The organism is Burkholderia sp. AU16741 (genome assembly GCF_002223345.1).
In the GTDB taxonomy this organism is placed as follows: domain Bacteria; phylum Pseudomonadota; class Gammaproteobacteria; order Burkholderiales; family Burkholderiaceae; genus Burkholderia; species Burkholderia sola.
In genome coordinates this window covers 269,666-282,215 of the sequence record NZ_NKEZ01000003.1, presented here as the reverse complement: position 1 = coordinate 282,215, position 12,550 = coordinate 269,666, and the positions used below count along the sequence as shown (strand labels likewise).

At 68.3% G+C, this 12,550-nt stretch carries 12 protein-coding genes; 7 read left to right on the top strand and 5 right to left on the bottom strand.

The annotated features are described in order from the left end of the window. Positions 1-272 precede the first annotated feature (272 nt). Positions 273-1,487: an MFS transporter gene (locus CFB89_RS03680; protein ID WP_089466778.1), complete on the top strand. Its 1,215-nt coding sequence runs from the start codon at positions 273-275 to the stop codon at positions 1,485-1,487. A 42-nt stretch (positions 1,488-1,529) separates the two neighbouring features. Here CFB89_RS03680 and CFB89_RS03675 read toward each other — a convergent pair whose 3' ends face one another. From CFB89_RS03675 to CFB89_RS03665, 3 genes are all read right to left on the bottom strand, one after another. Continuing rightward, complete coding sequence (locus CFB89_RS03675) at positions 1,530-2,051, bottom strand: RES family NAD+ phosphorylase (RefSeq protein ID WP_256979657.1); 522 nt, start codon at positions 2,049-2,051, stop codon at positions 1,530-1,532. Between the two features lie 81 nt (positions 2,052-2,132). After that, on the bottom strand, positions 2,133-2,783 hold the full coding sequence (locus CFB89_RS03670) for a hypothetical protein (protein ID WP_256979656.1): 651 nt from the start codon (positions 2,781-2,783) through the stop codon (positions 2,133-2,135). A 122-nt stretch (positions 2,784-2,905) separates the two neighbouring features. Next, complete coding sequence (locus CFB89_RS03665; protein ID WP_089466776.1) at positions 2,906-3,796, bottom strand: DMT family transporter; 891 nt, start codon at positions 3,794-3,796, stop codon at positions 2,906-2,908. Positions 3,797-3,930: 134 nt separating this feature from the next. On the opposite strand from CFB89_RS03665, the gene CFB89_RS03660 reads away from it, so the two are divergent. Next, positions 3,931-4,866, top strand: a complete 936-nt coding sequence (locus CFB89_RS03660; protein ID WP_089466775.1) for a helix-turn-helix domain-containing protein — start codon at positions 3,931-3,933, stop codon at positions 4,864-4,866. Positions 4,867-4,903: 37 nt separating this feature from the next. Here CFB89_RS03660 and CFB89_RS03655 read toward each other — a convergent pair whose 3' ends face one another. Further along, positions 4,904-6,115: an alanine--glyoxylate aminotransferase family protein gene (locus CFB89_RS03655; RefSeq protein WP_089466774.1), complete on the bottom strand. Its 1,212-nt coding sequence runs from the start codon at positions 6,113-6,115 to the stop codon at positions 4,904-4,906. Between the two features lie 464 nt (positions 6,116-6,579). Beyond that, complete coding sequence (locus CFB89_RS34750) at positions 6,580-6,753, bottom strand: hypothetical protein (protein ID WP_179233372.1); 174 nt, start codon at positions 6,751-6,753, stop codon at positions 6,580-6,582. Between the two features lie 122 nt (positions 6,754-6,875). Between CFB89_RS34750 and CFB89_RS03645 the strand changes: the two genes are divergently transcribed. The 5 genes from CFB89_RS03645 (at position 6,876) to CFB89_RS03625 (ending at position 12,432) form a co-directional block, all read left to right on the top strand. Continuing rightward, positions 6,876-7,859 carry a LysR family transcriptional regulator gene (locus CFB89_RS03645; RefSeq protein ID WP_089466772.1) on the top strand — a complete coding sequence of 328 codons (984 nt, stop codon included), beginning with the start codon at positions 6,876-6,878 and terminating at the stop codon, positions 7,857-7,859. Positions 7,860-7,889: 30 nt separating this feature from the next. Continuing rightward, positions 7,890-8,888, top strand: a complete 999-nt coding sequence (locus tag CFB89_RS03640) for a 2-hydroxyacid dehydrogenase (RefSeq protein WP_089466771.1) — start codon at positions 7,890-7,892, stop codon at positions 8,886-8,888. Between the two features lie 172 nt (positions 8,889-9,060). Then, positions 9,061-9,789, top strand: a complete 729-nt coding sequence (gene bluB, locus CFB89_RS03635; RefSeq protein ID WP_089466770.1) for a 5,6-dimethylbenzimidazole synthase — start codon at positions 9,061-9,063, stop codon at positions 9,787-9,789. Between the two features lie 219 nt (positions 9,790-10,008). Then, positions 10,009-11,178, top strand: a complete 1,170-nt coding sequence (locus tag CFB89_RS03630; RefSeq protein WP_089466769.1) for an MFS transporter — start codon at positions 10,009-10,011, stop codon at positions 11,176-11,178. Between the two features lie 93 nt (positions 11,179-11,271). After that, entirely contained in the window at positions 11,272-12,432 is a 1,161-nt protein-coding gene (locus CFB89_RS03625; RefSeq protein WP_089466768.1) for an MFS transporter, read from the top strand. The last annotated feature ends 118 nt before the right edge of the window (positions 12,433-12,550 follow it).

The following is a 12,550-nucleotide window of genomic DNA, read 5'->3' as shown; positions in this document are numbered from 1 at the left end:
TCTGACAGTTTGCACGCTATCACCGTCAAATTCCGCAACCCATAGCCCATCACGCATGCGGCTCATATAACTGCAGCGATATGCGCGCCCGACCGGCCGAGGCCCTTGCGGCACGGGCCGCTCCGTCCGTTCCAGGCCCCGTGACCCATCGATCCGCCTCACGAACGGGGCGCGTTTAACTAAATGGTACCTGCGGGAAAACCGGTTCCATGGGAAAATCCCGATTCCCTTTTCTGCCGTTTTCCGTTCGCTCCGTCATTCGTTCCGACCCCATGTCATCCGATTCCGCCACACCGCCGCGCAGCGGGTTTGCGCTCACGCTGCAAATCGTGTCCGTCGTCTGCTTCACGTTCATCTGCTACCTGACCATCGGCCTGCCGCTCGCAGTGCTGCCGGGCTTCGTCCACGACGACCTCGGCTTTTCCGCGATCGTCGCGGGCGGCGCGATCAGCGTCCAGTATTTCGCGACGCTCGCGTCGCGGCCGCTCGCCGGTCGCCTCGCCGATACGCTCGGGCCGAAGCAGACGGTGCTGCGCGGGCTGGTCGGCTGCGGCGTGTCGGGCGTGCTGCTGCTCGTCGCGCTGCTGCTCGCGCACTGGCCGGTCGCGAGCCTCGTGCTGCTGGTCGCGAGCCGGCTCGTGCTCGGCGTCGGCGAAAGCCTGTGCGGCACCGGCGCGATCCTGTGGGGCATCGGCCGGGTCGGCGTCGCGCACAACGCGAAGGTGATCTCGTGGAACGGCATCGCGACCTACGGCGCGCTCGCGCTCGGCGCGCCGGTCGGCGTCGCGATCGCGCATACGCTGAATCCGGCGCTGATCGGCGTGATCGTGATCGCGCTCGCCGCGCTCGGCTTCTACCTCGCCCGCCTGATCGCGCCGGTGCCGCTCGTGCACGGCGAACGGATGTCGTATGCGAGCGTGTTCACGCGCGTGCTGCCGCACGGCCTCGGCCTCGCGCTCGGTTCGGCCGGCTTCGGCTCGATCGCCACGTTCGTCACGCTGTACTACGCGGCGCGCCACTGGCCGAACGCCGCGCTGTCGCTGACCGTGTTCGGCACGCTGTTCATCGGCGCGCGCCTGCTGTTCGCGAACACGATCAAGACCTACGGCGGCTTCCGCGTCGCGATCGTGTCGTTCGCGTTCGAATCCGCGGGCCTTTTGCTGCTGTGGCTCGCGCCGGTGCCGCACGTCGCGCTCGTCGGCGCGGCGCTGACGGGCTTCGGTTTCGCACTGATTTTCCCGGCGCTCGGCGTCGAGGCCGTCGCGCTCGTGCCGCCGGCAAGCCGCGGCGCGGCGCTGTCCGCGTATTCGGTGTTCCTCGACCTGTCGCTCGGCATCACGGGGCCGCTCGCCGGCTATGTCGCGGGCGCGTTCGGCTATCCGCAGGTGTTCCTGTTCGCGGCGGTGGCCGCCGCCGCGGGCGTCGCGCTGTCGATGGTGCTGTACCAGCGGCAGGCGCGCGTGGCGGGGAGCGGCGCGGCAGCGTGAGGGATGATGCGCTGATGCGCGTCGGCGCCCCCGCCACGCGCGTCAACGCCGCAGTACGTTGAAGTTCCGCAATACGCGGGCCGCATCGGGATGACGCCTGAACGGAACGGCGCGCCCGAGCGAGAGCTTCGGTTCGGCACGATCGAACAGCACGAGCGCTTCCGACGTGTTGAGATGGCGCGACATGTACAAGAACCCGTCGACGCGACGGGGATGCCGGTGGACGGCAAGCGACCACCGTTGCGCAACGTCGTATGGTGCGGTGGTCGACAACGCACCGTCGCCACCGAGATTTTTCAGCGGCAAGCCGTGCAGGACAGCGACGGTCAATGGCGCGCCGTCAAATGAAAGGACGTAGCGATCGAGTTCGGTGGTCACGAGCGGAAAACCGCCCAGCGCCAGATCGGCGACTTCGTCGTGCAGCACCGTCTCGGCGAATGCGCAATGCAGATTGAAGCCGAAATAGCTCGTGCCGTACCGCCGCCGCTTGCGCGAATCGTCGAAGCGATTGCCGCCCGATTTCCCGAAGTAAGGCTCGCCGGTTGCATATCGCGAGATACGCACCAGCGCCGTCGGCGCGATCTCGCGCGTCACGAGTGTCGCGCTCGCGAAATGCTCCCCCGGCGCCGTCAGCAAACGGGCCGCCTAGCGCTCGGCGAACGCCGTGGCAGCGCGCTCGACTTCATCCACCTTCCCGCGCGACAGCGCGACGAGCGGCGTGACGTTGCCGAGGGATGCCTTCGGCGTCGTGAAGAACTGCCATTTGCTCCATCCCGGCAAATCGCCCAGACATTGGGTCACCCTGCCCAAGGTCTTGCGATCGATATCCCCCGCCAGGTAGAAGGCCGGATAGTACTGTGCGGCGCCGACATCGACCGTGAAGATCCGGCCGGACGCCACGGCCTTGCTGAGCGCCTGCCGCGTCATGCCGAGGCCGGCCCATGTCCGCCCGGCGGGCAGCAGCTTGCCGTCGGCGACCAGCATGCGCCGTTCCGCCTGCACCTGCCGCTCCGGATCGGCAGTGGCGCTCGCCGCCCGCCTCTTCCCGCCGGCCGGTTTCCTGTCGCGCGTCGCCGCAGCGGTGATACCGAACGTGATCGTGCCGGCCAGATCGATGACCTGCGCGATGCCGACCTTGAACAGGTGCCCCAATTGCGCGTCGGACAGGCTGAGCAGCGCCCGCGCGCGATCGGGGCCGAGCATGGTCGCCGCACCGACAGCGCTGCGCAGCGCTTCCTCCGTCTCGACATCGAGAACGACGGCCCCTTCCAGCGTATGAGCTCGCGCAATCATCATCACCTCCCGTCACGACCGGAATGATCGAGCGTAGCGTCGAATCGAAACCAAGTCAACCGTGTCAACCAAATTGGCCGTTCGCCGGTTTCCTCGATCGCGGGTTCGCGCAACCGTGAACGTCGTCAGGCCGTCCGCAGAAACAACCTTCGCGTGAAATCGAACGCAACGAGATTGCCGGCCACCACGAGCAGCAGCCCGATCACCGCGAGCGGCGACCATTGGTAACCCTCGAACACCGTCGACACGGCCAGCGCGACGATCGGGAACAGCACCGTGCAGTACGCGGCGCGCTCCGGCCCGATCCGGCCGACGAGCGTCAGGTACGCGGTGAAGCCGATCACCGAGCCCGGCACGGCGAGATAGACGAGCGCGCCGAGATAGCGCGGGCTCGTGTCGAGCGTGAACGGCATCCCGGCCACCGCGGCGCCGACGGTCAGGATCGCCGCGCCGATCAGCATCGCCCAGCCGTTGGTCGCGAGCGGGTGCAGCCCCATCGACTGCATCCGGCTCGACAGCAGGTTGCCCGCCGAGAAGCACATCGTGCCGGCCAACGCGATCGCGAGCCCCGTCCACGTCGCGTGGTCGTCGAGATGGCCGGCCATCTGCTGCCAGAACAGGCATGCGATGCCGGTCAGGCCGAGCAGCGCGCCGGCGATCGCCGACGGCCGCAGCGGGCGGCCCATGAACAGCCGGCCGTTGATCGAGTTCAGCAACGGCGCGGTCGAGAAGATCACCGCGACGAGCCCGCTCGGCACGACCTGCTCCGCATAGTAAAAACACAGGAAATTCAGGCAAAACAGCGCGAAGCCCTGCGCGACGAGAAAGCGCCACGCTTCGCGCGGCGGACGCACCGGGCGACGCATCACGCGCAGCAGCGCGAACAGCACGGCGGCCGCGAGCCAGAAGCGCCATGCGATCGACACGGGCGGCGGCACCGAGCCGAGCTGCCACTTGATCGCGATCCAGGTGGTGCCCCAGATCAGCACGGTGACGAAATAAAGCGACAGGTTCATGGCGGCATTCCGGACAATCGAGTGAATCGGGATCCCGACTATGCCGTCGCCCCGCGCGTGCCGATTGTCCGGAATTGCGGTCTTTTTCGGGACGCCGCACGCGGCGCCGCGCGCCCGCTTATACTCGGCGCATCATGAGTCTCTCCCTCTGCGCCCCGCCCGTCGACCGCGCCGCCGCCCTGGCCGGCGGCGATCTGCCGTTCGGCCTGCAGTCGGTCTGCCGCACGCTCGCCGACGCGAACGCGACGCTCGAGCGCTTCGCGTGGCTCGGCGACCACCTCGCGATCGCCGAGTGGACGCGGATCACCGACGAAAGCGAGACGGTCTACGAGCAGCCCGGCCACCACACGCTGTCGTGCTACCTCGACGGCGGCTACCGGACCGAGCGCCAGCGCGTGCCCCGCTACGGCGCGCCGAGCCTGCTGTGCGCATTGCCGGGCGACCACGAATCGCGCTGGTGGGTGCGCGGCGAAATGCACTTCGTCCACCTGTATTTCCTGCCCGAGCACTTCACGCAGCGCGCGATCCGCGAGCTCGACCGCGAGCCGCGCGAGCTGAAGCTCGCCGATCGCACCTATTTCGAGGATGCGCGCGTCGCCGCGCTGCTGCGCTCGCTCGCGCTCGACGGCTGGGAAGATGCCGACGAGCGGCTGCGCGTGAACGAGACCGCGCACGACGTGCTGAGCCTGCTGCTGCGCGGGCAGAGCACGACGCGCACCGACACGTCGTTCCGCGGCGGCCTCGCGCCGGCCGTGCGCCGCCGCGTGCGCGACTACATCGACACGTATCTCACGCAGCCGCTGACGCTCGGCGAACTCGCCGAGGTTGCCGCGCTGTCCGAATACCATTTCTCGCGGATGTTCCGGCTGTCGTTCGGCCGCGCGCCGCACGCGTGGGTGGCCGAGCAACGGCTCGCCCGCGCCCGCGAGCTGCTGCGCACGACGATGCTGCCGCTCGCGCAGATCGCGGCCGACTGCGGCTACGCGAACGCCGGCCACTTCAGCCATCGCTTTCGCGACGCGCACGGCACGACGCCGAATACGTACCGGCGCGCGATGCAGGGCCGCTGAGCACGGCCCGTTTCCTCGTCTCCTCGCTTCTTCCCGCTTACGCCCCGCGCCGCGACAGCTCCTGTTCGAGCGCCGCGACGCCGGCCGGCAGGTCGACCGGCACCTTCAGGTCGACCATCGTGCGGCCGAACGCATGCAGCGTGCGGAACAGATTGTGTTCACGGCACTGCTCGCCCATCTGCCCGATCCGCACGATCGGCAAGCCGAACGAGCCCGAGATCTCGACCTGGTACTGCTTCGAGATATGGCCGCAGACCATCCCGGGCGTGAGCCCCTCCGGCGTCTCGATCCCGACCACCGAATTAAGCCGGCAGTCCTTCGGCGCATAGAGCTTGAGCCCCATCGATTCGACGCCCGCCTGCAGCGCCAGCGAGCAGCGCAGGTGGCGCGCGAAGCGGCTTTCGAGCGTCTCCGCGCAAACGAGCCGCAGCGCCTCGTGCAGCGCGAGCACGCCCGACACGGGCGCCGTGTAGTGATAGCCGGCGTTGTGCCAGAAGTTCTCCGCGAGCGCCATGTCGAGGCACCAGTGCGCATTCGGCTCGGGGCGATGCTTCATGCGGTCCCACGCGGCATCGGAGAACGCGATCAGCGACACGCCCGGGATCGACGACAGCCCCTTCTGGCCGCCGGTGATCACCGCGTCGATGCCCCACGCATCCATCTCGAGCGGCATCGTCGACAGCGTGCACACCGCGTCGACGACCACCAGCGCGCCGGCCGCCTTCGCCAGCGCGGCGATGTCGCGCAGGTCGCGGTTCCACACGGTGTTGGACGTCTCGCCCTGCACGATCGTGACGATCTCGGGCCGCTCGCGCGCGATCGCGTCGGCGATCTCGTCGAGGCTCGCGACCGCGCGGTCGGCCACTTCGAGCGTCGCGACGTCGGCGCCGACGCGCGTGGCCATCTCGGCCATCCGCGCGCTGAAGAAGCCGTTGCGGATCGACAGCACGCGCGTGCCGCGCCAGGCGAGGTTCGAGATCGCCATTTCCATCGCGGCCGAGCCGGGGCCCGCGACGCCGAGCACCCACTTCGTGCGGGTCTGGAACACGTAGCGCGCCATCTCCTTCACCTGCTCGATGATCTTCGCCATCGTCGCGCCGAGGTGGTTGACCACGACCGTGTTCGCCTTGGCCACCGCGGCCGGGATCGGCACCGGGCCGGCCCCCATCATCAGCAGCGGTTCTTCGGGCAGGATCGCGTCGAGCGGCACGACGACGGGACAAGGAATCGGCGAATAATCGATGGACATGGCTGGAAAAGGATGAGGAAAGGAAGTGCCCGAACGCCCGCGGCACGGGGCTCACGGCACGGCGCGACCAACTGATCGATCATTCCGTGTTCGGCCGCCTCGCGCAAGAGGCACGCACGTCCGGACAGCGCGACGGTGGCCCGGTCGCCGGACCGGGCCAGCCGGCCGCACGCCGCGCCCCCGATGCCCGGCCGGATTGAAAAGGGATTGCCCGCGGGCCGCGAAACGGTTCCACTCAGGGTTCCGAACGCGCGATTTTCTCCCCCAATATCGAGATGATTCGTCGGAAACGGCGGTTCAACCTCATTCGCCGGCCGAACGGAATGAACCGGCCACCTGATACAAATCGCGGAACGAATGCGATACACAAAATCCGAACGTGGAAAAAACATCCATTATTGCAGCATGTATTGGGGAGCGACGCCGAAACCGATGCGTCCCGGCTTGCTCATATTTCACGCAAACTACTGATTAAAAAGCGAATTTTTCAATTCGCCGCGCATACCACAATACTCCACCGGTTTTGCCGGGCCGCCCTTGCTGCATTGCAGCGTTAAACGGGTACTCGCGATTTCGATTTTACGCAAGCCGCCCGTTTTCTCAGGTTGACGGATATCCGCTCTGTATTGAACAATCATCTGCGGAATCGAAAATTCTATTTTCGAGACGAGGGAGAGCTAGGGCCGCGCAATGCGCTTCGACGTTGCGCGGCGATTAACCACAACCAAAATCAATCAACCGGGCCAGAAATACGCAAGCCATGAACCAGATTCAGACCATGCGTGTATTCGTCTGCGTCGCCGAGCAGCAAAGCTTCCGGCGCGCGGCGCACCATCTCGGCGTGTCCAATGCGCTCGTCACGCGTTCGATCGCGATGCTCGAGGGCCACCTGAACACACGGCTGATCCATCGCACCACGCGCAACCTGTCGCTTACCGAGGCCGGCGTGCGCTACCTCGACGGTTGCCGTGCGCTGCTCGAGGAATTCGACCACCTCGAATCGTCCGTCGCGCATGCCGTGCGCGAACCGGCCGGCACGCTGCGCGTCGTCGCGTCGGGGCTGCTGTCGCCGCTCGCGCTGACGCCGCTCGTCAGCAGCTTCCGGCACCGCTACCCGGAGCTGCGCGTGCAGCTGACCGTCGCCGAAGGGCCGCTCGACGTGCTCGATTCGGGCTACGACGTCGGCATCGTCACGGGCACCCGGCTCGACGGCAACCCGTCGCTGATCGGTCATGCGCTCGCGCCGAACCCGTTCGTCGCGTGCGCGGCGCCGGCCTATCTCGACCGCCGCGGCGAGCCGCGCGTGCCCGACGATCTGCCGGGCCACGACTGGGTCACGCTCGCGGCGCATCAGCACGCGCCGACGTGGCAACTGGTCGGTCACGACGGCGTCGCCCATTCGGTCACGGTGCGCCCGGCCTGCACGGTCAATCAGCTCGCGCTCGTGCAGGCGGCGGCCGTGGCCGGCGCCGGCATCGCGGTGCTGCCCGCGCCGTGCGTGGCCGACGCGCTCAACCACGGCACGCTCGTGCGGCTGATGGCCGGCTACCGGATCGACGATCCCGACGCGCAGTTGTCGCTCGTCTATCCGAACCGCCAGTACGTGCCGGCCCGTACACGCAGCTTCGTCGAGCACGCGCTCGAGCACTTCGGCGCGCCGGCCGCCCGCGGGCAGACGGACTACGACTTCCTGCGGCCGGTGCGCGGCCCCGAACGCTCCGACATCGTCACGGGCCTGCAGTAAACTGCGCGCGTCAGCCCTCGGAGGTGCAGCGTGCGCGTGATCCTGTTCAGCAGCCGGCAGTACGACGACGATTCGTTCACCGCCGCCAACCGGCAGTTCGGCTATCGGCTGCACTTCCAGCCGTCGCACCTCGACGCGGAAACGGCGATCCTCGCGCACGGCTATGACGTCGTCTGCCCGTTCGTCAACGACACCGTCGACGCGGCCGTGCTCGAACGGCTCGCCGACGGCGGCACGCGGCTGATCGCGCTGCGCTCGGCGGGCTTCAACCATGTCGACCTCGCCGCCGCCGAACGGCTCGGCATCACGGTCGTGCGCGTGCCCGCGTATTCGCCGCATGCGGTGGCCGAGCACGCGGTCGCGCTGATCCTCGCGCTCAACCGCCGCCTGCCGCGCGCGGTCGCCCGCACCCGCGAAGGCGATTTCTCGCTGAACGGCCTGCTCGGCTTCGACCTGCACGGCAAGACCGTCGGCGTGATCGGCACCGGCCTCATCGGCAGCGTGTTCGCGAAGATCATGATGGGCTTCGGGATGCACGTGCTCGCGCACTCGGTGCCGCCGTACGACGACGAGCTGATCGCGTTCGGCGCGCGCTACGTCGAACTCGACGAGCTGCTGCATCACGCCGACATCGTGAGCCTGCATTGCCCGCTGCTGCCGTCGACGCACCACCTGATCAACGAACGCACGCTCGCGCGGATGAAGCACGGCGCGATGCTGATCAACACGGGGCGCGGCGGCCTCGTCGATGCGCAGGCGCTGGTCGACGCGCTCAAGAGCGGCCGGCTCGGCCATCTCGGGCTGGACGTATACGAGGAAGAAAGCGGGCTGTTCTTCGAGGATCACTCCGACCTGCCGCTGCAGGACGACGTGCTCGCGCGCTTGCTGACGTTCCCGAACGTGATCGTCACGTCGCACCAGGCGTTCTTCACGCGCGAGGCGCTGGCCGAGATCGCGCACACCACCCTGCTGAACATCGAGGCGTGGCATGCACGGACGCCGCGGAACGTCGTAATGGCAAATCGCTGAAAAACCGCCCATTCAGGGGCCTGTCGCGCATCCGCAATCGTTTGCTCCTGCCTCCCGCCGCGAACCGCAGTCACCCTCGTCAACAATTCAACGCATTGTTTCGTTTGAAGTAACGTTTCGAGCGCGCCGTCTGCTATCGTTGCGCCGACGTCCTTCCCTGCCTTTGCCGCTCATGCGTTTCGACGATTCCGACATCGCCGCTGTCTACCGCGCCATCTTCGAACGGCGCGACATGCGCCACTTCACGCCGGCGCCCGTCGATCCGGCCGTGCTCGCGCGCCTGCTGCGTGCAGCGCATCACGCACCGAGCGTGGGCTTCATGCAGCCGTGGCGCTTCATCCGTATTACCGATTCCGCATTGCGCACCGCCATTCACGCGCTGGTCGAGGCCGAGCGCCGCGCGACCGCCGACGCGCTCGGCGAGCGCCAGGACGAATTCATGCGGCTGAAGGTCGAAGGCGTGCGCGAATGCGGCGAGTTGCTGGTCGTCGCGCTCGCCGATGGCCGCGAACGCCATGTGTTCGGCCGCCGCACGCTCCCGGAAATGGATCTGGCATCCGCCGCGTGCGCGATCCAGAACATGTGGCTCGCGGCGCGCGCGGAAGGGCTCGGGATGGGCTGGGTGTCGCTGTTCGACGTCGATGCGCTGCGCACGCTGCTGCGGATGCCCGACGGCGCGAAGCCGATCGCCGTGCTGTGCGTCGGGCACGTCGATGCGTTCTATGCGAAGCCGATGCTGGAAGAAGAACGCTGGGCCGCGCGGATGCCGATCGAAGCGTGCCTGTTCGAGAACGGCTGGGACGAGCCGGCGGCAATCGATGGGGCCGGATCGGCGGCGTCGCCAGCAGAGACCGAAACGTCGGGCGCGCTGCTCGGCGGGGCCACGGAACCCGCTGCCTGACCTGGTTCGGCAGCCGCCTCACCCGCCGCCGAACCGCCGTAAATCCCACAGTCTGAGCACCCGGCTCGCCGCCCCGTCGCACGGCGGCAACACCCATTTTGGCGGCAAGCATCAGGGTTTTCACTGAAGTAGAATCGCGGCTGACTCTCGCCTCACCGACCGCCCGCCCCGCGCATCCTGCGCCCGGCTCGAGCGGCCTCCTTTCCCGAGCCTACCGCGATGCCCCTGCCTCTTTTCGCCCTTGCCGTCGCCGCATTTGGAATCGGTACCACCGAATTCGTGATCATGGGGCTGCTGCCCAACGTCGCGCGCGACCTCGGCGTGTCGATCCCGGCCGCCGGGATGCTGGTGTCGGGCTACGCGCTCGGCGTGACGATCGGCGCGCCGATCCTCGCGATCGTCACCGCGAAGATGCCGCGCAAGCGTGCGCTGATGGGCCTGATCGGGCTGTTCATCGCCGGCAACCTGTTCTGCGCGATCGCGCCCGGCTACGCGGTGCTGATGGCCGCGCGCGTCGTCACCGCGTTCTGCCACGGGGCGTTCTTCGGCATCGGTTCGGTGGTCGCGAGCAACCTCGTCGCGCCGAACCGCCGCGCGCAGGCGATCGCGCTGATGTTCACCGGCCTCACGCTCGCGAACGTGCTCGGCGTGCCGCTCGGCACCGCGCTCGGCCAGGCGTTCGGCTGGCGCGCGACGTTCTGGGCCGTCACCGGCATCGGCATCGCCGCGGCCGCCGCGCTCGCGGTGTGCCTGCCGAAGAACCTCGCGATGCCCGACACCAGCATCACGCGCGAATTCAGCGTGCTGAAGCACCCGCAGGTGCTGATGGTGCTCGGCATCAGCGTGCTCGCGTCCGCGAGCCTGTTCAGCGTGTTCACGTACATCACGCCGATCCTCGAGGACGTGACGGGCTTCTCGCCGCATCAGGTCACCTACGTGCTGCTGCTGTTCGGCCTCGGCCTGACGGTCGGCGGCACGCTCGGCGGCAGGCTCGCCGACTGGCGCCGGATGCCGTCGCTGATCGCGACGCTCGCGCTGATCGGCATCGTGCTCGCGCTGTTCGCCGGCACGATGCATCTGCCGTTCGCCGCGCTCGCGACGGTTTTCGTGTGGGGCATCCTCGCGTTCGCGATCGTGCCGCCGCTGCAGATCATGATCGTCGATCGCGCGAGCGACGCGCCGAACCTCGCGTCGACGCTGAACCAGGGCGCGTTCAACCTCGGCAACGCGACCGGCGCATGGCTCGGCGGGATGGCGATCGGCTCGGGCGTGTCGCTCGTGAGCCTGCCGTGGGTCGGCGTCGCGATGGCCGTCGCGGCGCTTGCACTCACGCTGTGGTCGGCGTCGCTCGAACGCCGGCCGGTGGCCGTGCCGACCGAGTACGTGTGACGAGAACCTGCTGCGTTCGTTGCGTACGCAACTCCATTCAAACGTGACGGCCTTCATGGACCTTTCACCGGTCGCGGTGTAGCATCGCGGCCGATGAAAGCCATTCTCAATCGCGATTTCCTCGCGCTGATCCTGAGCGTCGCGGTCGTCGGCCTCGGCACCGGCGCCACACTGCCGCTCACCGCACTTGCACTGACCGAAGCCGGGCACGGCACCAACGTCGTCGGCATGCTCACCGCCGCGCAGGCCCTCGGCAGCCTCGCGATCGTCCCGTTCGTCACCGCGCTCGCACGGCATATCGGTGCGCGCCGCGCGATTGTCGTGTCGGTCGTGCTGCTCGCGGCCGCCACCGCGCTGATGCAGTTCACGTCGAGCTTGTTCCTGTGGGGCGTGCTGCGCGTGCTGTGCGGCGCCGCGCTGATGCTGCTGTTCACGATCGGCGAGGCGTGGGTCAACCAGTTCGCCGACGATTCGACGCGCGGCCGCGTGGTCGCGATCTACGCGACCAATTTCACGCTGTTCCAGATGGCCGGCCCCGTGCTCGTCAGCCAGATCGCCGGCGCGACGAGCATCCGCTTCGCGCTGTGCGGCGCGCTGTTCCTGCTCGCGTTGCCGACGCTCGCGACGATCCGCCGTGCGCCGCTCGCCGGCGACGACGCGCATCACGAAGCGCATGGCCGCTGGCTCGACGTGCTGCCGCGCATGCCCGCGCTGATCATCGGCACCGGCTTCTTCGCGCTGTTCGACACGCTCGCGCTGTCGCTGCTGCCGCTCTATGCGATGGATCACGGCGTCGCCAGCGCGACCGCCGTGCTGCTCGCGTCGATCATGCTGTTCGGCGATACCGCGATGCAGTTCCCGATCGGCTGGCTCGCGGACAAGCTCGGCCGCGAACGCGTGCACCTCGGCGCGGGCTGGATCGTGCTGGCCGGGCTGCCGCTGCTGCCGTTCGTGATCGCGAATCCGTGGCTGTGCTGGCCGCTGCTGTTCGTGCTCGGCGCGGCGGCCGGCAGCATCTACACGCTGTCGCTCGTCGCGTGCGGCGAGCGTTTCCGCGGCGCGGCGCTCGTCACCGCGAGCTCGCTCGTGTCGGCGTCGTGGAGCGCCGCGAGCTTCGGCGGCCCGCTCGTGGCTGGTGCGTTGATGGAGCAACTGGGCAGCAACGCGCTGGTCGGCGTGCTGATCACCTGCGTCGCCTCGTTCGTCGCAGCCGCGTCGTGGGAACGACGCTCGGCGGTGCAGCGCGCGGTCTGATGCAGATGGGCGTTGGCGTTGGCGTTGGCGTTGGCGTCGGCGTCGGCGTCGGCGTCGGCGTCGGCGTCGGCGTCGGCGTCGGCGTCGGCGCGCGGCATCATGCACCGATACGCATCGG

Bases quoted from the DNA above. Each gene is read 5' to 3' on its own strand.
- CFB89_RS03655 (WP_089466774.1), bottom strand. From the start codon at position 6,115: ATGTCCATCGATTATTCGCCGATTCCTTGTCCCGTCGTCGTGCCGCTC.
- bluB (WP_089466770.1), top strand. From the start codon at position 9,061: ATGCGTTTCGACGATTCCGACATCGCCGCTGTCTACCGCGCCATCTTC.
- CFB89_RS03630 (WP_089466769.1), top strand. From the start codon at position 10,009: ATGCCCCTGCCTCTTTTCGCCCTTGCCGTCGCCGCATTTGGAATCGGT.
- CFB89_RS03680 (WP_089466778.1), top strand. From the start codon at position 273: ATGTCATCCGATTCCGCCACACCGCCGCGCAGCGGGTTTGCGCTCACG.
- CFB89_RS03660 (WP_089466775.1), top strand. From the start codon at position 3,931: ATGAGTCTCTCCCTCTGCGCCCCGCCCGTCGACCGCGCCGCCGCCCTG.
- CFB89_RS03665 (WP_089466776.1), bottom strand. From the start codon at position 3,796: ATGAACCTGTCGCTTTATTTCGTCACCGTGCTGATCTGGGGCACCACC.
- CFB89_RS34750 (WP_179233372.1), bottom strand. From the start codon at position 6,753: ATGATTGTTCAATACAGAGCGGATATCCGTCAACCTGAGAAAACGGGC.
- CFB89_RS03625 (WP_089466768.1), top strand. From the start codon at position 11,272: ATGAAAGCCATTCTCAATCGCGATTTCCTCGCGCTGATCCTGAGCGTC.
- CFB89_RS03670 (WP_256979656.1), bottom strand. From the start codon at position 2,783: ATGATGATTGCGCGAGCTCATACGCTGGAAGGGGCCGTCGTTCTCGAT.
- CFB89_RS03645 (WP_089466772.1), top strand. From the start codon at position 6,876: ATGAACCAGATTCAGACCATGCGTGTATTCGTCTGCGTCGCCGAGCAG.